This window comes from uncultured Sphingopyxis sp. (genome assembly GCF_900078365.1).
Taxonomy (GTDB): domain Bacteria; phylum Pseudomonadota; class Alphaproteobacteria; order Sphingomonadales; family Sphingomonadaceae; genus Sphingopyxis.
The window spans coordinates 124,164-144,844 of record NZ_LT598653.1 but is presented as its reverse complement, the minus strand read 5'-3'; the positions used below and the strand labels follow the sequence as shown (position 1 = coordinate 144,844).

The 20,681-nt window shown below is 68.0% G+C and carries 16 protein-coding genes and 1 pseudogene; 7 read left to right on the top strand and 10 right to left on the bottom strand.

The features are described 5' to 3' along the window. Positions 1–207: 207 nt before the first annotated feature. The 5 genes and pseudogenes from QZL87_RS00665 to ffh form a co-directional block, all read right to left on the bottom strand. Positions 208–1,689 (bottom strand): AMP nucleosidase, encoded by a 1,482-nt coding sequence (locus QZL87_RS00665; RefSeq protein WP_295322551.1) that lies wholly within the window; start codon positions 1,687–1,689, stop codon positions 208–210. Positions 1,690–1,917: 228 nt separating this feature from the next. Beyond that, on the bottom strand, positions 1,918–2,400 hold the full coding sequence (locus tag QZL87_RS00660) for a peroxiredoxin (RefSeq protein WP_295322549.1): 483 nt from the start codon (positions 2,398–2,400) through the stop codon (positions 1,918–1,920). A 303-nt stretch (positions 2,401–2,703) separates the two neighbouring features. Beyond that, positions 2,704–3,195, bottom strand: a complete 492-nt coding sequence (gene rimM, locus QZL87_RS00655; protein ID WP_295322545.1) for a ribosome maturation factor RimM — start codon at positions 3,193–3,195, stop codon at positions 2,704–2,706. 159 nt (positions 3,196–3,354) lie between these two features. Beyond that, positions 3,355–3,819 (bottom strand): annotated as a pseudogene (gene rpsP / locus QZL87_RS00650) (30S ribosomal protein S16); the annotation flags it as partial. Between the two features lie 104 nt (positions 3,820–3,923). Further along, entirely contained in the window at positions 3,924–5,381 is a 1,458-nt protein-coding gene (gene ffh, locus QZL87_RS00645) for a signal recognition particle protein (protein ID WP_295322538.1), read from the bottom strand. A gap of 426 nt (positions 5,382–5,807) precedes the next feature. On the opposite strand from ffh, the gene QZL87_RS00640 reads away from it, so the two are divergent. The 6 genes from QZL87_RS00640 to QZL87_RS00615 all read left to right on the top strand — a co-directional run bounded on the left by QZL87_RS00640 (position 5,808) and on the right by QZL87_RS00615 (position 11,947). Continuing rightward, positions 5,808–7,439, top strand: a complete 1,632-nt coding sequence (locus QZL87_RS00640; protein WP_295322535.1) for an EAL domain-containing protein — start codon at positions 5,808–5,810, stop codon at positions 7,437–7,439. 150 nt (positions 7,440–7,589) lie between these two features. Continuing rightward, complete coding sequence (dapF, locus tag QZL87_RS00635) at positions 7,590–8,396, top strand: diaminopimelate epimerase (RefSeq protein ID WP_295327075.1); 807 nt, start codon at positions 7,590–7,592, stop codon at positions 8,394–8,396. Further along, positions 8,393–9,700: a MiaB/RimO family radical SAM methylthiotransferase gene (locus QZL87_RS00630; RefSeq protein WP_295322533.1), complete on the top strand. Its 1,308-nt coding sequence runs from the start codon at positions 8,393–8,395 to the stop codon at positions 9,698–9,700. Before dapF ends, QZL87_RS00630 begins: the two co-directional genes overlap by 4 nt. Then, the gene (gene ftsY / locus QZL87_RS00625; protein WP_295322530.1) at positions 9,697–10,623 is read left to right on the top strand and encodes a signal recognition particle-docking protein FtsY; all 927 of its coding nucleotides are present in this window, start codon (positions 9,697–9,699) and stop codon (positions 10,621–10,623) included. Before QZL87_RS00630 ends, ftsY begins: the two co-directional genes overlap by 4 nt. Then, a complete protein-coding gene (locus QZL87_RS00620; protein WP_295322529.1) occupies positions 10,620–11,276 on the top strand; it encodes an inner membrane-spanning protein YciB in 657 nt (218 codons plus the stop codon). Before ftsY ends, QZL87_RS00620 begins: the two co-directional genes overlap by 4 nt. Before the next feature lie 98 nt (positions 11,277–11,374). Beyond that, positions 11,375–11,947, top strand: a complete 573-nt coding sequence (locus QZL87_RS00615) for a urate hydroxylase PuuD (protein WP_295322525.1) — start codon at positions 11,375–11,377, stop codon at positions 11,945–11,947. A gap of 129 nt (positions 11,948–12,076) precedes the next feature. On the opposite strand, the gene QZL87_RS00610 is transcribed toward QZL87_RS00615, so the two are convergent. The 5 genes from QZL87_RS00610 to QZL87_RS00590 form a co-directional block, all read right to left on the bottom strand. Continuing rightward, the gene (locus QZL87_RS00610) at positions 12,077–12,631 is read right to left on the bottom strand and encodes a gamma carbonic anhydrase family protein (protein WP_295322524.1); all 555 of its coding nucleotides are present in this window, start codon (positions 12,629–12,631) and stop codon (positions 12,077–12,079) included. Continuing rightward, positions 12,628–14,880, bottom strand: coding sequence for a fused MFS/spermidine synthase (locus QZL87_RS00605; protein WP_295322521.1), 2,253 nt, complete (start codon positions 14,878–14,880; stop codon positions 12,628–12,630). Before QZL87_RS00605 ends, QZL87_RS00610 begins: the two co-directional genes overlap by 4 nt. Before the next feature lie 4 nt (positions 14,881–14,884). Further along, complete coding sequence (gene hemB / locus QZL87_RS00600) at positions 14,885–15,883, bottom strand: porphobilinogen synthase (RefSeq protein ID WP_295322517.1); 999 nt, start codon at positions 15,881–15,883, stop codon at positions 14,885–14,887. Between the two features lie 183 nt (positions 15,884–16,066). Further along, positions 16,067–17,608, bottom strand: a complete 1,542-nt coding sequence (locus QZL87_RS00595; RefSeq protein ID WP_295322515.1) for a M23 family metallopeptidase — start codon at positions 17,606–17,608, stop codon at positions 16,067–16,069. A gap of 123 nt (positions 17,609–17,731) precedes the next feature. Then, positions 17,732–18,028: a hypothetical protein gene (locus QZL87_RS00590; protein WP_295327169.1), complete on the bottom strand. Its 297-nt coding sequence runs from the start codon at positions 18,026–18,028 to the stop codon at positions 17,732–17,734. On the opposite strand from QZL87_RS00590, the gene QZL87_RS00585 reads away from it, so the two are divergent. Next, positions 17,925–20,681 (top strand): helicase-related protein, encoded by a 2,757-nt coding sequence (locus QZL87_RS00585; protein ID WP_295322512.1) that lies wholly within the window; start codon positions 17,925–17,927, stop codon positions 20,679–20,681. The genes QZL87_RS00590 and QZL87_RS00585 overlap by 104 nt on opposite strands.

Here is a 20,681-nt window from a genome sequence, read left to right as displayed (position 1 = left end):
GCCCCGCCCCTGGTCGGTCTGGATGTCCGTTTTGGGGTGGATTAGCGACGTTTAAGAGTTGAGCTGTTTTCCCCTCCCGCAAGCGGGAGGGGCAGCGAAACTTGCGAACTTGTTCGCTAGTTGCAGCGGGGTGGGCAATCGCAACGTCGCTGCCCACCCCCGACCCCTCCCGCTTGCGGGAGGGGAGACAATGTCCGCTACCGCCCGTTACCGGAACGGCGGCTCGTTGAAGGCGCGGAGTTTGCGGCTGTGGAGCTTGGCGCCCTCGTCGCGCATCGTCTCGCACGCGCGGATGCCGATCTGGAGGTGGGCGGCGATCGCCTCCTCGTAGAAGCGGTTCGCCTGTCCGGGCAGCTTGAGCTCGCCGTGGAGCGGCTTGTCGGAAACGCAGAGCAAGGTGCCATAGGGGACGCGGAAACGATAGCCCTGCGCGGCGATCGTCGCGCTCTCCATATCGATGCCGATCGCGCGCGACTGCGAGAAGCGCAGCGCGCTGTCGGTATAGCGCAGCTCCCAATTGCGGTCGTCGGTGGTGACGACCGTGCCGGTGCGCATCCTTTTCTTGAGGTCGGCGCCGCTGGTGCCAGAGACGCTTTCGGCGGCGGTCGCGAGCGCGACCTGCACTTCGGCGATCGGCGGAATCGGGATTTCAACGGGCAGCACCGCGTCGAGGATATGATCGTCGCGCAGATAGGCGTGCGCAAGGACGTAATCGCCGATCCGCTGGCTCGGGCGCAAGCCGCCGCAATGGCCGATCATCAACCATGCTTCGGGACGCAGCACCGCGAGATGGTCGCAGATCGTCTTCGCGTTCGATGGGCCGACGCCGATATTGACGAGCGTGATGCCGCCGCCATCGGGGGCGATCAGGTGATAGGCGGGCATCTGGTGCCGCCGCCACGCGCTGTCGGCGACGAGTGCGCTGGCGTTGACGCCGGGCTGGTCGACATAGAGGCCGGCGGCGCCCGCGAGCGCGGTATAGCGCCCCTGCCCGACCTGCGCCCCCGCCCAAGCGACGAATTCGTCGACATAGCGGTGATAGTTGGTGAAAAGGATGTAGCGTTGAAAATGCTCGGGCGCGGTGCCGGTGTAATGCCGCAGGCGCGCGAGGCTGAAATCGGTGCGCAGCGCGTCGAACAAGGCGAGCGGCTGCGATGCGGCGGGGTCCTGACCGAACAGCCCGTCGGCGAGCTCGTCGCCGATGTCGGCAAGTTCGGTGGTCGGGAAATGGCGCGCGAGCTCGAGCGGGGTGACGCCGCCCATGTCCGACCCGTCGCTCGCGTCGAGCACATAGGGGAAGGGAATCTGCTGGCCCGTATGCTTCACCTCAAGCGTGATGTCATAGTGGCGCGCGAGGAGCATCAGCTGGTCGCGAAGATAATCGGCGAAGAGGTCGGGGCGCGTCACCGTGGTTTCGAAGATGCCCGCGCGCTCGAAGCGGCCGAAGGAGAGATTATGCCCCTTTTGCCCCTCGCGCTGCTCGCCGGTGGTGACGAGGCGGATGGCGGGATAGTCGAACAGGCCGGTCGCGGCGGCATCGGCCGGCGGCAGCGTGCGGTCGCGGACATAGGCGGCGATCGCCGATTTGAGGTTGGAGACCGACGTGCGGAACGCGGTTTGAAGTTCGGCGATGATGTCGTCGACGAGCGCGGCGGGGTCGGTGGCGTCTTGCGATGAGCTGGATGTCATCGCGTCGCTGTTGCATGAAAATGTGACAAAAGGAAAGGGGGTGGGCAACTGGTTCGCGCCCTCCCCTTCAGGGGAGGGCGGCGAAACTTGCCAGCTTGCTGGCTAGTTGCAGCGGGTGGGGGCCATCGGCCTTGCGCAAGGCCGATGGCCCCCACCCCGTTCGACTAAAGGCCCGGCTACGCCGAACCAAGTCTCACCCCCCTCCCCTGAAGGGGAGGGGGAGCTATCTTACAGCTGCTCGAGCATATGGTCGGCGCTCGACACCTTGAATTCGCCGGGCGCCTCGACGTTGAGCTGCTCGACGACGCCGTCGTTGACGATCATCGAGAAACGCTGGCCGCGCTTGCCCATGCCGAAGGCGGTGCCGTCCATCGTCAGGCCCACCGCTTCGGCGAAGGCGCCGTTGCCGTCGGCGAGCATGGTGACGCTGTCGCCCGCGTTCGCATTCTTGCTCCACGCGCCCATCACGAAGGCATCGTTGACCGCGGTGCAGGCGATTTCATCGACGCCCTTCGCCTTGAGCTCGTCGGCCTTGTCGATGAAACCCGGCAGATGCTTCGCCGAGCAGGTCGGGGTGAAGGCGCCGGGAACCGAAAAGAGCGCGATCTTGCGGCCCTTGAAATAATCGGCGGTATTGACCTGCTCCGGTCCGTTTTCGGTGACCTTTACAAAGGTCGCGTCGGGCAGCTTTTCTCCGGTCTGGATCGTCATGGTCGGCATCCTTTCGCTTGAGGGAGTTTTGGTGGCGCCGACATCGGGTGCGCCGGTCGCCAAGTCAAGGATGGCAAGGGTGGGATGGTCATTTGGGGCGAAGGTCTGTGTCCGAATTGCTGCCGGAAGCGGGCATTGTCTCCCCTCCCGCTTGCGGGAGGGGCCGGGGGTGGGCAGCGACGTCGCGATTGCCCACCCCGCTGCAACTAGCGAACAAGTTCGCAAGTTTCGCTGCCCCTCCCGCCTGCGGGAGGGGAAACCAGCTCAACTCCTAAACGTCGTCAATCCACCCCAAGGCGGATGCTATTCGACGAACGCCGCTTCCACCGTCACGCCGTCGTCGTTCCACGCTGGCACCGCCTGCGCCGTCATCGGCACCATGAAGCGTTTGCCGTTCGGCTTTTCGATTTCGAGGATGTCGCCCGCGCCGAAATTCTCGACCGCGGCGACATGGCCGATCGGAGTGCCGTCGGTCGAGACGCACCGCAGGCCGATCAGGTCGTGGTGATAATATTCGCCCTCGCCCAGCGGCGGCAGCGCCGACCGCGGGACGGTGAGCACCGCACCGCGCAAGGCTTCGGCGGCGCTGCGGTCGGCGATTTCGGCGAAACTCGCGACCGCGCCCTGATTGGCGGGGCGCACCGATTTGAGGGTCAGCTTGCGCGTCCCCGCGTCGAAAACGGAAAAGGCGCGGAGAGCATCCGCGCCTTCGCCGAACAATTTGAGCCGCACCTCGCCCCGCACCCCATGCGCGCCGGCGATGGCGGCGAGGGTGACGGGACGATCGGCGTTCATATGCGCTTAGCCTTCGGCCTTTTCTTCGGCTTCGGGCGCAACCGGGCCGCCTTCGGCGACTTCCTCAGCGATCGCCGCCGCATCTTCGGCGGTCGCGTCGGCCGGGACTTCATCGGCGACGGCGTCGGCGACGGCTTCGGCGGTTTCCTCGCTCTTCACCGAGCCCGTTGCGTCCGACTCGGCGGCTTCGGGAGCGGCAGATTCTTCGGCAGCCGGAGCGGCTTCTTCGGCTGCTTCGGGTTCGGGTGCCGGAGCAGCGGCGGCGGCGGCTGCGGCTTCTTCGGCGTCAGCCAGCTTCTGCGCCTTCTCCTCGGCGCGTTCCTTGGCCTTTTCGCCCGGGACCGCCTTGTTCGGATTGTTGCGCACAGCGCGTTCCTTGATGCCCGCGGCGTCGAGGAAGCGGGCGACGCGGTCGCTCGGCTGGGCGCCGACGCTCAGCCAATGCTTCGCGCGGTCGGCGTCGAGCTTGACGCGCTCCGGGCTGTCCTTGGCGAGCAGCGGGTTGTAGCTGCCGATGCGTTCGATGAAGCGGCCGTCGCGCGGGCTGCGCGAATCGGCGACGACGATCTTGTAATAGGGACGCTTTTTCGAACCGCCGCGTGCGAGGCGAATGGAGGTAGCCATGAGTTAAATCCTTCTTTCTAAACTTCAAATATCAATTCAAACTTGAACTTTTTCTCAACCGGCGAGATCCCGGCCTTCGCCGGGATGACGGCCGGCCGGGACCGTCACTTCTTCTTGTTCATCAGGTTGGCGAGCTCGGGCGGGATGCTTCCGCCGCCGAGGCCGGGAAGGCCGCCGCCGCCCATTCCGCCGCCGCCAAGACCGGGCATGCCCGGAATGCCGCCGCCGCGCCCGAACAGCGCGCCGAGGCCCTTGAGCCCGCCCATCTTGCGGATCTTCTTCATCGCGCTAGCCATTTCCTGGTGCATCTTCAGCACCTTGTTGACCTGCTGCACCGTCGTGCCCGACCCGTTGGCGATGCGAATCTTGCGCTTCGCGTTGATCAGTTCGGGCTTCGCGCGCTCCTTCGGGGTCATCGAGCCCATGATCGCGTCGAAATGGACGAGCATCTTGTCGTCGGCGCCGCCCGCGGCCATCGCCGCCTGCGCCTTCTTGATCCCCGGGATCATGCCCGCGAGCGCGCCGATGCCGCCCATGCGGCGCATCTGGTTGAGTTGCGTGCGCAGGTCGTTGAGGTCGAAGATGCCCTTCGCCATCTTCGCCGCCATGGCCTCGGCCTCTTCGGCCTGGATCGTTTCGGCGGCGCGCTCGACGAGGCTGACGACATCGCCCATGCCGAGGATGCGGCCCGCGATGCGCGAGGGCTGGAAGAGTTCGAGCCCGTCGAGCTTTTCGCCGGTGCCCGCGAACTTGATCGGCTTGCCGGTGACCGCGCGCATCGACAGCGCGGCGCCGCCGCGCGCGTCGCCGTCCATGCGGGTGAGCACGACGCCGGTGAGCGGCACCTGATCGGTGAAGCGCTGCGCGACCTGCACCGCGTCCTGACCCGTGAGGCTGTCGACGACGAGCAGGGTCTCGGCCGGGTTCGCGGCGCGCGAGACCGCCTGCATCTCGTCCATCAGCTGCTGGTCGACGTGAAGGCGGCCCGCGGTGTCGAGCATCAGGACGTCATAGCCCTGCAGCTTCGCCGCCTGCAGCGCGCGCTGCGCGATCTCGACCGGCTGCTGGCCCGCGACGATCGGCAAGGTCGCGACGTCAATCTGCTGGCCGAGCACGGCGAGCTGTTCCTGCGCGGCGGGGCGATTGACGTCGAGCGACGCCATCAGCACCTTCTTGCGCTCCTTGTCCTTGAGGCGCTTCGCGATCTTCGCGGTCGTCGTCGTCTTGCCCGAGCCCTGCAAGCCGACCATCATGATCACGGCGGGCGGGGTGACGTTGAGGTCGAGCTCGGCGGTTTCGGAGCCGAGCATCTCGGTCAGCGCGTCGCTGACGATCTTGACCACCTGCTGCCCCGGCGTGACCGAGCGCAGGACATTCTGGCCGATCGCGAGTCCGGTGACTTGGTCGACGAAGCTGCGCACCACGGGCAGCGCGACGTCGGCTTCGAGCAGGGCGATTCGCACCTCGCGCATCGCCGCGCGCACGTCGGCCTCGGTCAGCGCTCCGCGGCCGCGGAGCTTTCCGAAAACATCGCCAAGCCGATTGCTCAGACTGTCGAACATGCGCCTCAAATCCTTCGTTTCGAGGCCCGCAACGCAAAAGACGCCGGTGAGCGAAACCTCGCCAACCAGCGGCTATCCGTGGACAGACTTTCCGTCGCGGACATCGATATGCCCGTGCGCAAGATGCGCGCGGACGCGGCGGCCTTTACGCAAAATGGCAGGTTAAAGCAAGTCCAACCGATCCTCCCTGTGGCGAAGCCATGGGGAGGTGGCAGCGGCGGAGCCGCTGACGGAGGGGCAAGGGCGCAACGTCGCCGCCCCTCCACCACCGCTTCGCGGCGGTCCCCCTCCCCATCGCTGGCCAAAGGCCAGTTTATCCTGAGCGGCCGGCCTGCCGGCCAGCCGAAGGGCGACAGGGAGGATGCGCACTTAACCCAAATTTCACCGCTTCGGCCGTATCAGGCCCGCGAGGGTGGGACCATATATATGACATCGACGCCGAAGCCATTCGACCGCAGCGAGGGCGCCAAGCGCGACATCATCGCGGGCGGCATCGTCGTCGCCGCGATCCTGCTGTTCGTGGGCACGGGCAGCACCGTGATGCAGGCGGCGGTGCGCGCGCTGATCGGCATTGGCGGCGGGCCCGACCGCGCGCTGGCGACCGCGCTGGTGCTCAACATCGCGCTGATCCTGTTCGGCTGGCGCCGCTACAAGGACCTCAACCGCGAAATCGTCGAACGCACCGAGGCCGAGCAGCGCGCGCGCTACCTCGCCGACACCGACCCGCTGACGGGATTCCTCAATCGCCGCGCCCTGCTTTCGACGGGACAGCAGATGATCGCGGAAGCCGTCGCCGAAAAGCGCCAGGTCGCGCTGTTCCTGCTCGACCTCGATCATTTCAAGACCGTCAACGACATTCACGGCCATGCCGCGGGCGACCGCGTGCTGCAGGTCGCGGCCGAACGCATATCAGCCGTCCTGCCGCCCACCGCGACCAAGGCGCGGCTCGGCGGCGACGAATTCGTCGCGATGCTGGCCTTCGAGCCCGCGGCGCGCGCCGACATCGACGCGCTCGCCGCCGAGCTGGTCGCGGCGCTCGACAACAGGATCACGCACGACGCGCAGCAGATCCGCATCGGCGCGTCGCTCGGCATCGCGCTCGCGAGCGACGCGAGCATGACGATGGAAACGATGGTGCGTCAGGCCGACATCGCCATGTATCATTGCAAGGACGAGGGCCGGAACCGCTTCTGCTGGTTCGAGGCGGGGATGGAAATGGCGGTGCAGGTCCGCAACCAGATCGAGACCGGCATCCGCGAAGGCATGCCGCGCGGCGAGTTCATTCCGCATTTCGAGCCGCAGGTCGACATCGCGAGCGGGCGGCTGATCGGTTTCGAGATGCTGATGCGCTGGGAATCGCCCGAATATGGCATGATCCCGCCCGAACGCTTCATTCCGGTCGCCGAGGAAAGCGGGATGATCGGCGAATTGTCGCTGAAAGTGATCCGCGACGCGATGGAGGTCGCGAAACGCTGGGACCCGTCGATCATGCTCGCGGTCAATATCTCGCCGCAGCAGCTCAAGGACCCATGGTTCAGCCAGAAGCTGACCAAGCTGCTCGTCGAAACGGGCTTTCCCGCCGCGCAGCTCGAGGTCGAGATCACCGAAAGCTCGCTGTTCGAGAATCTGCCGCTCGTGCGCTCGATCGTCACCAGCCTCAAAAATCAGGGCGTGTCCTTGAGCCTCGACGATTTCGGCACCGGCTACAGCTCGCTGTCGCACCTGCGCGCGCTGCCGTTCGACCGCATCAAGATCGACCGCAGCTTCATCGCCGCGATGCGTGGCAGCCCCGATGCGCAGGCGATCGTCGTCGCGATCGTGCGGCTGGGCGAAAGCCTGGCGATGCCGATCACCGCCGAGGGGGTCGAGGATGAAGCGATCGCGATCGAACTGACGCGGCTCGGCTGCTCGAAGGGCCAGGGCTGGCATTTCGGCCGCGCCGCATCGGCGGCCGACACCGACCGCCTGCTCGCCGAGCGCGGGCTGCTGCGTGCGCCGATGGTGCCGCCGGCGGGGCCCGATGCGAGCGAGGATGAGCCGCTGCGAAAGACGGCGTAGCTCTTTACGTCGCCCCCGCGAAGGCGGGGGCCGCCATCGGCCTTTCCATTCGCGGCTGCGTGAACCTCCAGCGGCCCCCGCCTTCGCGGGAGCGACGGTAGACTGCCCGCATCGCTAGACTTCGCCGTCCCCCGCCCCTAAATGCGCCTGATGGCAGACCGCTTCACCAAGATGCACGGCCTCGGCAACGACTTCGTCGTGATCGACGCGCGCGAGAACGGCGTCGAGATGACGCCCGCGCGCGCGCATGCGATCGCCGACCGCCGCCACGGCATCGGGTGCGACCAGCTGATCCTGCTCGAGCCGTCGAACAGTGCGGACGTGAAGATGCGCATCTTCAACGCCGACGGCGGCGAGGTCGAGGCGTGCGGCAATGCGACGCGCTGCGTCGCGACGCTGATCGGCAAGCCCGCGGTGATCGAGACGCTGGGCGGGATGCTGCGCGTCACGCCAGCCGATGGGGGCGCCGAAGTCACGCTGGGCGAGCCCCAATTCGACTGGGAGCATATCCCGCTCGCGATGCCGATGGATACCCGCGACATGCCCGTCGCGTGGGACGAGCTCGAACATGGCGCGGCGGTCAATGTCGGCAATCCGCATATCGTCTTTTTCGTGCCCGAGGCCGATGCGGTCGCGCTCGATCAGCTCGGCCCGCGGATCGAAACCGACCCGCTGTTTCCCGAGCGCGTCAACGTCAATGTCGCGAGCCTCGACGGCGAGAACCAGTTGCAGCTGCGCGTGTGGGAGCGCGGCGTCGGCCTGACGCAGGCGTGCGGCACCGGCGCCTGCGCAACCGCGGTTGCGGCGATCCGCGCGGGGCTGGTGCAATCGCCGGTGACGGTATCGCTGCCCGGCGGCGACCTCGTCATCCGCTGGGCCTCGGGCGAGCCGATCGTGATGAGCGGCGCCGCGACGCGCGTCTATGAGGGCGAGACCGACTGGGCGCAGTTCGGATGAGCGCTGCCCCCGCCGACCGTCAGCAGGTCGTCAATTTCGGTTGCCGGCTCAATATCGCCGAGGGCGAGGCCATCCGGTCGGCCGTCGAGGCGGCGCGCGCGCGCGATGTGGTCGTCTTCAACAGCTGCGCGGTGACCGACGAGGCGGTGCGGCAGGCGCGGCAGGCGGTGCGCCGGAGCCTACGCGAGCGGCCGGGAGCGGAGGTGGTCGTGACGGGGTGCGCGGCGGAGCTCGAGGCCGAACGGTTCGCGGCGATGGGCGCGCGGGTGGTGCGCAACGATGCGAAGGGGCTGGCGGCGAGTTATCAATCCGGCGTGTCCCCGCGAAGGCGGGGACCCATCTCCGGTGGGTTCGAAATGGCACCGGCCGGTGATGGGCCCCTGCCTTCGCAGGGGCACAGGGAAGATTACACCCCCGCCCTCTCGGGCGCCGACCATGCGCGCGCTTTCCTCGGCGTGCAGACGGGTTGCTCGCACAGCTGCACGTTCTGCGCGACGGTGCTCGCGCGCGGGACGGCGCGGTCGGCGAGCGTCGAGGCCGTGCTCGACGCCGCGCGCACCGCGCTGACCCGCGGGCAGCGCGAAATCGTCCTGACTGGGGTCGATCTGGCGAGCTATGGCGACGACAGCGGCTCCAGCCTTGCCGCGCTGGTCGGGGCGCTGCTCGCGCTGCCGGTCGAACGCCTGCGCCTCTCCTCGCTCGACCCCGACCGCATCGATGATGCGCTGTTCGCGCTGCTGACGCAGGAAAAACGCGTGATGCCGCACGTCCATCTGTCGCTGCAGGCCGGCGACGACATGGTGTTGGCGCGGATGAAGCGCCGCCACCGCCGCGCCGACGCGGTGCGCCTGATCGAGCGGTTGAAGGCTGCGCGCCCTGAGATCGCGATCGGCGCCGACCTGATCGCGGGCTTTCCGACCGAGGATGACGCGATGTTCGCGAACTCGCTGGCGCTGATCGACGATTGCGACATCGTTTTCGGCCATATCTTTCCGTACAGCCCGCGCGCCGACACCCCCGCCGCGCGGATGCCGCAGGTCGGACGCACCGTTGCACGCGAACGTGCGGCGACGCTGCGCGAGGCCAATGCGCGGCGGCGGCAGGGCTGGCTCGACGCTCAGGCCGGCCGCACCGCTACGATGCTCGTCGAGCGCGACGGCCTGACCGGCCACGCCGAAAATTTCGCCGCCGTGACGCTGACCGCCCCCGCGGCGCCCGGCTCCATCATCGACGTGCGCCTGCTCGCGCGCGACGGCGACCGCATGGTCGTGACCCCTACGCAAGAAAAGGACATCGCCGCATGACCGGCAAAAGCTGGAGCGAAAGGCTGCTCGGCGGCTTTCGCCGCACCTCCGAACGTCTCGGCGAGAATCTTGCCGGGCTGACCGGCAAGTCGCGACTTGACGACGACGATCTCGACCGGATCGAGGAGGCGCTGATCACCGCCGACCTCGGCCCGGCGATGGCGGAGCGCATCCGGGGCCGCCTCGCCGAACGCCGCGACATCGCCGCGAACGGCACCGAGGAATTGCGCAAGGTCGTCGCCGACGAGATCGCCGCGGTGCTGCGCCCGGTCGCCGAACCGCTCGACATCGACGCCTTTCCGCGGCCGCAGGTCATATTGGTGATCGGGGTCAACGGATCGGGCAAGACCACGACCATCGCCAAGCTCGCGCATCTGTTCCAGGAACAGGATTATGGCGTGATGCTCGTCGCGGGCGACACCTTCCGCGCCGCCGCGATCGGCCAGCTCAAGGTCTGGGCCGAGCGGCTCGGCGTGCCGATCATGGCGGGGCCCGAGGGCGGCGACAGCGCCGGCATCGTGTTCGACGCGGTGAAACAGGCGACCGCGACGGGCATCGACGTACTGATCGTCGACACCGCCGGACGGCTGCAGAACAAGCGCGAGCTGATGGACGAGCTTGCCAAGATCAAGCGGGTGCTCGGCCGCCTCAACCCCGCCGCGCCGCACGACGTCGTGCTCGTACTCGACGCGACGACGGGGCAGAATGCGCTGGCGCAGATCGACGTCTTCCGCGAGGTCGCGGGGGTCACGGGTCTCGTGATGACCAAGCTCGACGGCACCGCGCGCGGCGGCGTCCTCGTTTCGGCGGCCGAGCGCCACGGCCTTCCCATCCACGCGATCGGCATCGGCGAGACGATGGAGGACCTTCGCCCGTTCGATGCGGACGAGATCGCAGGCATTATTGCAGGAAATATCCGATGAGCGACGTCCTCCCTAGCGGCCCCGAGCCGGTCCCGGCGCCGCCGCCGGCCAAGCATGGCTGGCTCAATTTCGTGATCGATTTCGGCCCGCTGCTCGTCTTCTTTCTCGCCTATAAATATTCGTCGGGCGGCGAAGGCGCCTTCGCGGCGACGACCGCCGCGATCAAGGGCACGATCGCCTTCATGGTCGCAATCGTCATCGCGATGGCGGTGTCGAAGTGGAAGCTCGGCAAGATTTCGCCGATGCTGTGGATGTCGAGCATCCTCGTCCTCGGCTTCGGCGCGCTGACGATCTGGTTCCACGACGAGCGTTTCATCGTGATGAAACCGACGATCATCTACGCCACCTTCGCGGTGCTGCTGCTCGGCGGATACTGGTTCAAGCGGCCGATGCTCAAATATCTGCTCCAGTCGGCGCTCGAGGGGCTGACCGAACGGGGCTGGCTGCTGCTCTCGCGCAACTGGGGGCTGTTCTTCGGCGCGCTCGGCATCGCGAACCATGTGATGTATGAGCTGATTCAGGCGAAGCAGATGAGCTTCGACCTGTGGCTGACGATCAAGGTCTGGGGCGTCACCGCCCTCTCCTTCCTCTTCACGCTGAGCCAGGTGCCGGTGATGCTCAGGAACGGGCTGGCCGTTTCCGATCAGGAATAGCCGTCGCCCCCGCCTTCGCGGGGGGACGCGCATCTTAACTTGAGCCCCTTCCGTTAGACTGTCATAGATTTTCGCCAGATAACGGAGGGGGAATTGCCATGGACAAGTTTTTCGGAAATCTGCACGCCGTTCTGGGCGCTGGGCTGGTGCTGGCGATCGTCCTGATGCTCTGCCTCAACGGCCAGAATTTCGAGGACGGGATCGCCGCGGGCAATGCGATCATGCGCTGGCTTCACACCTTCTTCGGTGTGCTGTGGATCGGGCTGCTTTATTATTTCAACTTCGTCCAGATGCCGACGATGCCGAAGATCCCGGCCGAGCTGAAAGCCGGCGTATCAAAGCATATCGCGCCCGCCGCGCTCTTCTGGTTCCGCTGGGCGGCGCTCGCCACCGTGCTGCTGGGGATCGGAATCGCGGGTCATGCAAAATATCTCGTGCCCGCGCTGGGACTGCAGGATCCCTATAAGCTGATCGGCGCCGGCATGTGGCTGGGGCTGATCATGGCGTTCAACGTCTGGTTCCTGATCTGGCCGAACCAGAAGAAGGCGCTGGGGATCGTCGAGGCCGACGATGCGGCGAAGGCGAAGGCCGCGCGGACCGCGATGATCTTTTCGCGAGTCAACACCTTGCTGTCGATCCCGATGCTCTATGCGATGGTGAATTTCAGCTAAATTCGCTCCCCTCCCGCTTGCGGGAGGAGTTGGGGGTGGGCAGCGACGTCGCAAGGGCCCACCCCGCTGCGACTAGGAAGCAAGCTTCCAAGTCTCGCTGCCCCTCCGCTTGCGGGAGAGGATATCAGCTTACTCCTCCACCGCCGCCTTGTGCATGCGGCCGTTCATCACATAATGCGCGACGCCCATCTGCATGCCCGCCGCCTGGGCATCGCCGATCTCGCGCACGCGCCGCGCGGGCGATCCGGCCCAGAGTTCGCGGTCCGGAATTTCCTTATTCTCTGTGAGCAGCGCGCCCGCCGCGAGCATCGCGTCGCTGCCGATGCGGCACCCGTTCATCACCGTCGCCTTCAGGCCGACGAAGGCCCGATCCGCCAGCGTGCAGCCATGCACCATCGCGAGATGTCCGATCAGCACATCCTCGCCGATGATCGTCGGAAAGCCTTCGGGGTGATGCGGCATCGGTCCGTCGCAATGGACAACGCTGCCGTCCTGGATGTTCGACCGTGCGCCGACGACGATATGGCTGACATCGGCGCGCAGCACGCAATTATACCAGATGCTGACATCGGGACCGATCGTCACGTCGCCGATGATGCGGCAGCCGGGCGCGATGAAGGCGCTGGGGTCGATCCGCGGCGTCTTGCCATTGACGCTGATGATGCTGACGTCCCGATATGTCATTCGTCGCGGCCTCCGATGATATTCTTCCAGATCAGGACCGGCAGCGTCGAGGCATAATCGTCGGTCCAGCGGGTGAAGCCGGCGCGCGCCTCGATCGGCACCCAGGCGCCGTCTTCGCGGGAATCCTTGCGCGGGCGGAGCCCGCCGGTCAACTCCCGCATCCGTTCGGGCGTCGCGGTGAGCGCGACCCAGTTCGAGCCCGTCAGGTCGCCATATTCGTCGCCGACGGGGCCGGGGTCCATGCGGATCGCCGCGGTCCAGCCGCGCGCTTTCGCTTCGGCGGCGAGCACCGGTTCGAGCCCGAAGAAGCGGTTCGAGATGTGGATGAGCAAGATGCCATCGGGTTTCAGTGCGCGCGCATAGATGCCGATCGCTTCCTTCGTCAGCAGATGGAGCGGGATCGCGTCCGACGAAAAGGCGTCGATGACGATGATGTCGAAGCGGGCCGCCGGCTGTTCCGCGATCTGCAGCCGCGCGTCGCCGATAACGATCGGCGTGTCGGGCGCGCAGTCAGCGATGAAAGTGAATTTGGCGGGATCGCGCGCGATGCCGACCATCACCGGGTCGATCTCGAAGATCGTCCAGTCCTGCCCCGGCTGGCGGTAACAAGCGAGCGTCCCCGCCCCCAGCCCGACGATGCCGATCGACGCGCCGGGGCCCGCGAGCGCCTCGGCCTTGTCCAGCGTCAGCCCGACCCCCGACTGCGGCCCGTAATAGGTCGTGGGATCGCGCCGGTGTTCGGCGTCAGTGCGCTGGAGCCCGTGGAGCGTCGTGCCGTGCGCGAGGCGGCGCTGGTTCGTCTCGGGATAGTCGGTGACGGTATAGACGCCGAAATAGCTGCGCACGCGCGCGCCGGTGAAGCTTTCCTGGATCGTGTCCCAGCCCCCGACCCCGATCATCAAGAGCGCGAGCACGGAGACGTAGGACCAGCGCCAGCCGATGACGAGCATGCCGATCACGAAGATCGCGATGCCCCAACCCGTCACCGCGCCGTCGAGCCGGCCGGTCCACTGATCCACCATGTGCCAGCTCGCAAAGGCCGCGATCAGGACAAGCACGACCGTGACGGCGCGCGTCGTCTTCGCCTCGAGCCCCAGCCATTTGTCCCATGGGAGAAGCGCGGGTAGCGGCAGCAGCATCGCGGCGGCGAGGATCAGCAGCGGATGCTCGTAAACCCAGTCGAAGATCAGCGGCGCAAACAGCGCCGCGAACAGCCCGCCGAGCACCCCGCCCGCCGACATGATCAGATAGAAAAGCGTCAGATGCCGCGCGACCGGACGGAGATGATAGAGATAGCCGTGGAGCGCGACCGCGACGGTGAAAAGCATCGCGAGGCTGGCGAGCGCGACCATCATCGACCCGCCGCCCGAGCTCAAGAGTCCGAGCCCGCCAACCGCGAGCAGCACGACCGGAGCGAGCAAGGTGATGATCTGCGTCGCGCGCGTGAACGTCGAAAAGGCGATGACGAAGCTCAGGAGATAGAGGCCGAGCGGCAGCACCCAGAGCAAGGGCATCGCGACGATGTCGGTGGTGAGGTGCGTCGTCGTCGACAGCATCAGCCCCGACGGCACCGCGGCGATCAGCAGCCAGTGGAGCTGCCGGCGCAGCGTCGGCGCGGGCTCACCGGCGCCATCGGCGTGCGCTTCGGCGCCGCCGTGCCAGCGCGCCGCCGCCGCGCCGGCGACGAGCAGGACGAGCAGCGCATAGCCCGCGGTCCAGCTCCAGCTTTGCGCCGCGAGCGGCATCGCCGGCTCGACGAGCGCGGGATAGCTGATGAGCCCGGCAAAGCTGCCGAGATTCGACGCGGCATAGAGATAATAGGGATCGCCCGCCCCCGCGTCGGCGGCGAACCAGCGCTGCATCAGCGGCGCCTGCGCCGAGACGACGAAGAAGACGGGGCCGATCGACGCGAGCAGCAGCAGCGGCACCCACAAAGCCTCTTGCCCCGGTCCGGGCGGCGCGATCTCGGCGATGCCGATCGGAAGCCACAAGGCGGCGGCGAGGAACAGGGCGACATGGATCATCGCCTGCCGCCGCACGGTGAAGCGGCCGAGCCAGTGCGCATAGGCGTAACCGCCGAGCAGCAGCGCCTGATAGACGAGCATCGCGCTGTTCCACACCATCGGTGCGCCGCCCAGCCGGGGCAGCACCATCCGCGCGACCATCGGCTGAACGAGGAAGAGGAGGAAGCTGCCGACGAGGATCGTCAGCACGAACAGCCAGCGCCGCGGCGATGCGGTTTCGCTCACGAAATCAGGCGCCGAGCAGCCGCGCCGCGTGGAGCGCATGATAGCTGAGCACCCCCGACGCGCCCGCGCGGCGGAAGGCGAGCAATGTTTCGAGGACGAGTCCGTCGCGCTCGCCCGCGCCCGCCGCCGCCGCGGCCTCGATCATCGCATATTCGCCCGACACCTGATAGGCGTAGACCGGCACCGCGAAATTGTCCTTCACCGCGCGTACGATGTCGAGATAGGGCAGCCCGGGCTTCACCATCACGCTGTCGGCGCCCTCGGCGAGATCCTGCGCGACTTCGCGCAAGGCTTCCTCGCTGTTCGCGGGGTCCATCTGATAGGTCTTCTTGTCGCCCTTGAGCAATCCGCGCGAGCCGACCGCGTCGCGGAAGGGGCCATAGAAGGCCGAGGCATATTTGGCGGCATAGCTCATGATCTGGACATGGCCGAAGCCTTCGGCCTCGAGCGCCTGCCGGATCGCGCCGATACGGCCGTCCATCATGTCCGAAGGCGCGATGATGTCGGCGCCCGCGCGCGCCTGATTGAGCGCCTGCCCGACCAGCATCTCGACCGTTTCGTCGTTGAGCACATAGCCCGCATCATCGATCAGCCCGTCCTGCCCGTGGCTGGTATAGGGGTCGAGCGCGACGTCGGTGAGGATGCCGATGTCGTCGCCGAGCGCCTGCTTGATCGCGGCGGTGGCGCGGCACATCAGGTTATCGGGATTGAGCGCCTCGCCGCCATTCGCGCTGCGCCGGTCGGCCTGCGTATAGGGAAAGAGCGCGAGGCACGGGATGCCCGCGGCGACCGCGTCCCTTGCGCGCTCCACGAGCAGATCGACCGACCAGCGCGACACGCCGGGAAGGCTTGCGACCGGTTCTTCGGCGTCCGCACCGTCGCAGACGAAGAGCGGCCAGATGAGGTTCGCGGGCGAAAGATGCGTTTCGCGCACCATCGCGCGGCTCCAGCCGGTGCGGCGGGTGCGGCGCAGGCGCAGGTCGGGGAAAGCGGCTTGGGTCATGCGGGGTGCATAGCGGGGTGCGGGCGCGGGGCAAATGGTTCTTCTAAAGCCCCTCCCCTTCAGGGGAGGGGTTGGGGTGGGGGCTCGCGACATTGCGCAAGGCCGATGGCCCCCACCCGCTGCGACTAGGCAGCAAGCTGCCAAGTCTCGCTGCCCTCCCCTGAAGGGGAGGGCGTAAACCCTTCAAATCCCGTCCCCAGCCCGCTTCGACGCCACATCGGCGAGGCTGCCGAGTTTCGGCCCCTCGACCTGCTTCGGCGCGATGGGGGCCAGCGCGGCGCCCGGCGCGACCGAGGTCAGTTCGCGGATGCGCGCGCGGAAGGCGGCGAGCGCCTTGCCTTCGAGTTGCGCCCGGGTGACGAAGGTCACCGACGACGGATTGACCGCGCGGCCGTTGCGATAGAGCTCGTAATGGAGGTGCGGGCCCGTCGAAAGGCCGCTCGAGCCGATATAGCCGATCACCTGCCCGCGACGGACGCGCTGGCCCGACCGCACCGCGATGCGGCTCATATGGCCGTAGCCGGTGCCGAGGCCCTTGCCGTGATTGAGCTTCACATAATTGCCGAAGCCGCCGTGGCGCCCGGCGATGGTCACCACACCGTCGCTCACCGCATGGATGGGCGCGCCATAGCCGCCGCCGAAATCGATGCCGCTGTGCATGCGCTTGTAGCCGAGGATCGGATGGCGCCGCATCCCGAAGGTCGAGGTGACCCGGCCGCGCGTCGGCCGCATCATGCCGCCGCGCTGCTGCCCGACGCCCGACGCCTCGAACCACTGGGCGCGGCCGTCGGCCGTCCATTCGAGCATCGAGAGTTTGGGCTTTCCGCCGCGAATCAGCCCGGCGTAGAGCAGCTTGCCCGTCTCGCTCTCGCCCGTTTCGGCACGGCGATAGTCGACGATGATGTCGAACTCGTCGCTGCTGCGAATATCGCGGCTGACCGAAATCTGGCGGCCGATGACGCGCAGATAGGACTGGATCGCCTCGGGCGGCGCGCCCGCGGCGCGCGCCGAGCGATAGAGGCTGTCGCCGACCTTTCCGCGAATACGCAGCGGGGTCGCATCGACCGCGATCGGGATGCGCCGCATGACGAGCTGGCCGCCGATCCGCTCCATTTCGATGCGGAGGTCGAAGCGCGCGCGCATCGCAAGCGCCTCGACCGGGCGCGGCATGGTGCGCGCGGCGCGGCGGCCGAGGATCAGGTCGATGCGCGTGCCCGGCGCGATGTCGGCGAGCGGAACCGCGTCCGCCACGCGGGTCGCCAGCGCCTGCGCCTCGCGGCTGCCGACGCCCGAGCGTTCGAGCAGGCGCGCGAAGCTGTCGCCGCGCCCGAGGGTGGCGGTGAGTTCGATCTGCGGCCGTTCGGGGGTCTGGGCGAGCGGACGGACGGCGTCGGTCGCCGCCATGTGGCGCCCGGTGTCGCCGCCGAAGGCCAGCGGCACGATCATCTGGCCGCGCGCTTCGTTGAAATCGGCGGCATCGAGTGCGGGCGCACCGACCGCGAGCGGCTGGACGCCCGGGAAGGTCGCGATCGCGGCGCCGCAAAGCAGGGTTAATGTCGCGAGCCCGCGCCACCATTCGGCCGAGCCGATATTGCTGCCAAGGTCGGGGACAAGGTCGAGCTGCGCCAGCCGGTCGCGCCAGCCGAGCTGCGGCTGCGCGCCGGAATCGCCCTGCCGCAGCGGGATCGCTTGCGACATCGCGAGCGCGGCCGCGTTGCCCGACATCCCCGCAATGGGTTCGTGACGCTGAAACAAAGTGCAACCCCCGCTCGGCGGATGGGCCCTCCCCTAAGCCGCCGAATGATGTTTTCGAGGGCCTGTCTGTAAAGAAAGACCGTTAAAGTCAATTTAATGGCCGATTTGCGCCGGTGCATTGCGGCGAGGCGTGGCGGGGCCGGGATATTTTGCAAGCCACCTCGTCATCCCGGCGAAGGCCGGGATGACGGATGGAAAAGGACGGTGAACGGAACCGAAATCTCGGCCATTCGACGATCGGCTGTTGCGCGCGGCCCGCGCCCATGCCAGCTTGGCTTCCAAGAAAATGACCTCTTCCTCTTCCCAGCCGGTCAAGGCTGTCCTTGGCCCCACCAACACCGGCAAAACCCATTTGGCGGTCGAGCGCCTGACCGCCCATTCGAGCGGCATGATCGGCTTTCCGCTGCGCCTGCTCGCGCGCGAGGTCTACGACCGCGTCGTGGCGATCAAGGGCGCGGCCGAGGTCGGGTTGATCACCGGCGAGGAGCGGATCATGCCGCCCGAGGCGCGCTATCTGCTCGGCACGATGGAGGCGCTGCCGGTCACCCGCGACGTCGCCTTCGTCGGCATCGACGAGGCGCAGCTCGGCGCCGATCCCGAACGCGGCCATGTCTTCACCGACCGGCTGCTGCGCGCGCGCGGGCGCGAGGAAACGATGATTCTCGGCTCGGCGAGCATCAAGACCCTCGTCCGCGGCCTCGTCCCCGAGGCCGAGATCATCACCCGCCCGCGCTTCTCGACGCTGAGCTATGCCGGATCGTCGAAGCTGTCGCGCCTGCCCAAACGCTCGGCGGTCGTCGCCTTCTCGGCCGAGGAGGTCTATGCGATCGCCGAAATGCTGCGCCGCTTTTCGGGGGGAGCCGCGGTGGTGATGGGCGCATTGAGCCCCAAGACGCGCAACGCCCAGGTCGCGATGTTCGAGGCGGGCGAGGTCGACTATCTGGTCGCGACCGACGCGATCGGCATGGGGCTCAACCTCGACGTCCAGCATGTCGCCTTTGCGAGCCTGCAGAAGTTCGACGGACGGCGCCTGCGGCGCTTGACGATTTCGGAAATGGCGCAGATCGCCGGACGCGCCGGACGCCACCAGCAGGACGGCAGCTTCGGCACCGTCGGCCTGCCGCAAGGCGGCTTCACGCCCGAGGAAATCCACGCGATCGAAGGCCATCATTTCCCGCCGCTCGCCAGCCTGTTCTGGCGCAATCCGACGCCGCGTTTCGGCTCGCTCGACCAGCTTCTGGCCGATCTGGCGCAGCCGCCCAGCCAGCCGATGCTGCGCGCCGCGCCCGAGGCGGTCGACATCGCGGTGCTCAAGCATCTGGCGGGCGACATGGAAGTGCGCGCGCGCGGCGGAGATTTCGATGCCGTCGAACGGCTTTGGGACGTCTGCGGCCTGCCCGATTTCGAGCAATTGGGCGCCGAGCATCACAGCCGCACCGTGCTGAAGCTCTGGCAATGGCGCACGAGCGGCGACGGGATGATCGATCCCGACTGGTTCGCGCGGCGCCTCGCGCGGCTCGACGATGTCGAGGGCGACATCGACCAGCTCGCGAGCCGCATCGCCGCCGTTCGCACGCTCTGTTTCATCGCGCAGCGCGGCGACTGGATCGCCGGCGCGGCGGGCTGGACCGAGCAGGCGCAGGCGCTCGAATCGCGGCTGTCAGACGCCTTGCACGCCGCGCTCGCGCAGCGCTTCGTCGACCGGCGTCTCGCGCTGCTGCTGCGCGACGCGGGGCAACGCGGCACCGCGCTGCCGGTCGCGGTCGGCGCCGACGGCACCGTCGCGGTCGATGGCGAAGCGATCGGCACGCTCAAAGGGTTTCAGTTCAAGGTCGACCCGGTCGCCAGGGCGAGCGACCACCGGTTGCTGCTCGCGGCCGCCGAAAAGCATCTGCGCGCCGAGCTGGCGCGCCGCGCGACCGCGCTCGCCGAGGGTGAGGATACCGCGCTCTCGCTCGTCGCCGAGCCCGGCACCGCGCCGCGCCTCGCCTGGCACGGACATGTCGTCGCAACGCTGGCGCGGGGCCCGACGCTGGTTCAGCCCGCGATCCAGATCGATCCGTCGCTCCGCCGCCTCGAGCCCGCGCAGGTGCAGGCGATCGCCGAGCGGCTCCAGCGCTTCGTCGCCGCGCAGCTCGCGCGCCACGCCGGCCCGCTCGCCGCGATGGGCGAGGCGGCGGGCGACCTCTTCACCCCGCCGCGCGTCCGCGCGCTGCTCGCCGCGCTCACCGACAACAGCGGCACGATCGGCCGCGCGGCAGTCGAGGAGCAGCTGAACGCGCTGACGCCCGACGAGCGCCCGCAGCTGCGCAAGCTCGGCTTCACCATCGGCTCGCTCGATATTTTCCATCCGCTGCTGCTCAAGCCCGAGGCGGTGCGCTGGCGCGCCGCGCTGACCGCCGCGCAGCAGGGCACGCCCGTCCCCGCGCTGCCGCCGCACGGCGCGGTGCTGCAAAAGAACGGCCATCAGGCGGGCCTCGCCATCGCGGGTTTCCGCCGCTGCGCGTCGGGCTGGCTGCGGATCGACATGGCCGAAAAGCTGGCACGACAGGCGCACGCCGCACGCATGCAGGCGGCGGCGCCGCCGACCTCGCCGGTCGCGGGCAGCGACGAGCATCACCACGACGATCAGGGCGAGGAGCAAGCGCACAGCGCCGCGCCGCCGGGTTTCGCGATCGACCCCGCGCTCGCCACCTCGCTCGGGCTCGACGAGGAAACGCGCCGCGCGCTGCTCGGCAGCTTCGGCTTTCGCGCCGTCGGCGATCCGGCGCTGCACCGCTGGCGCTGGTCGGGGCTGCGCAAGGCCGCCGACAAGCGCCCGCGCCGCAAGAGGGATCGCAAGAGCAGCGACAGCGCACCGCGCGCCGCGGTCAATGGCACCGCGCGCCGCCCGCCCGCGACCCAAGCGAAGGGCAAGCGCGGCAAGCCGGGCAAGCCACGCCCCGACGCCCCGCGCCCGCCGCGTCCCGAGCGTCGCGGCCCCTCGCCGAACAGCCCGTTCGCGGGGCTGGCCGCGCTGCTCGCGGACGCGCGCAAGGACTGA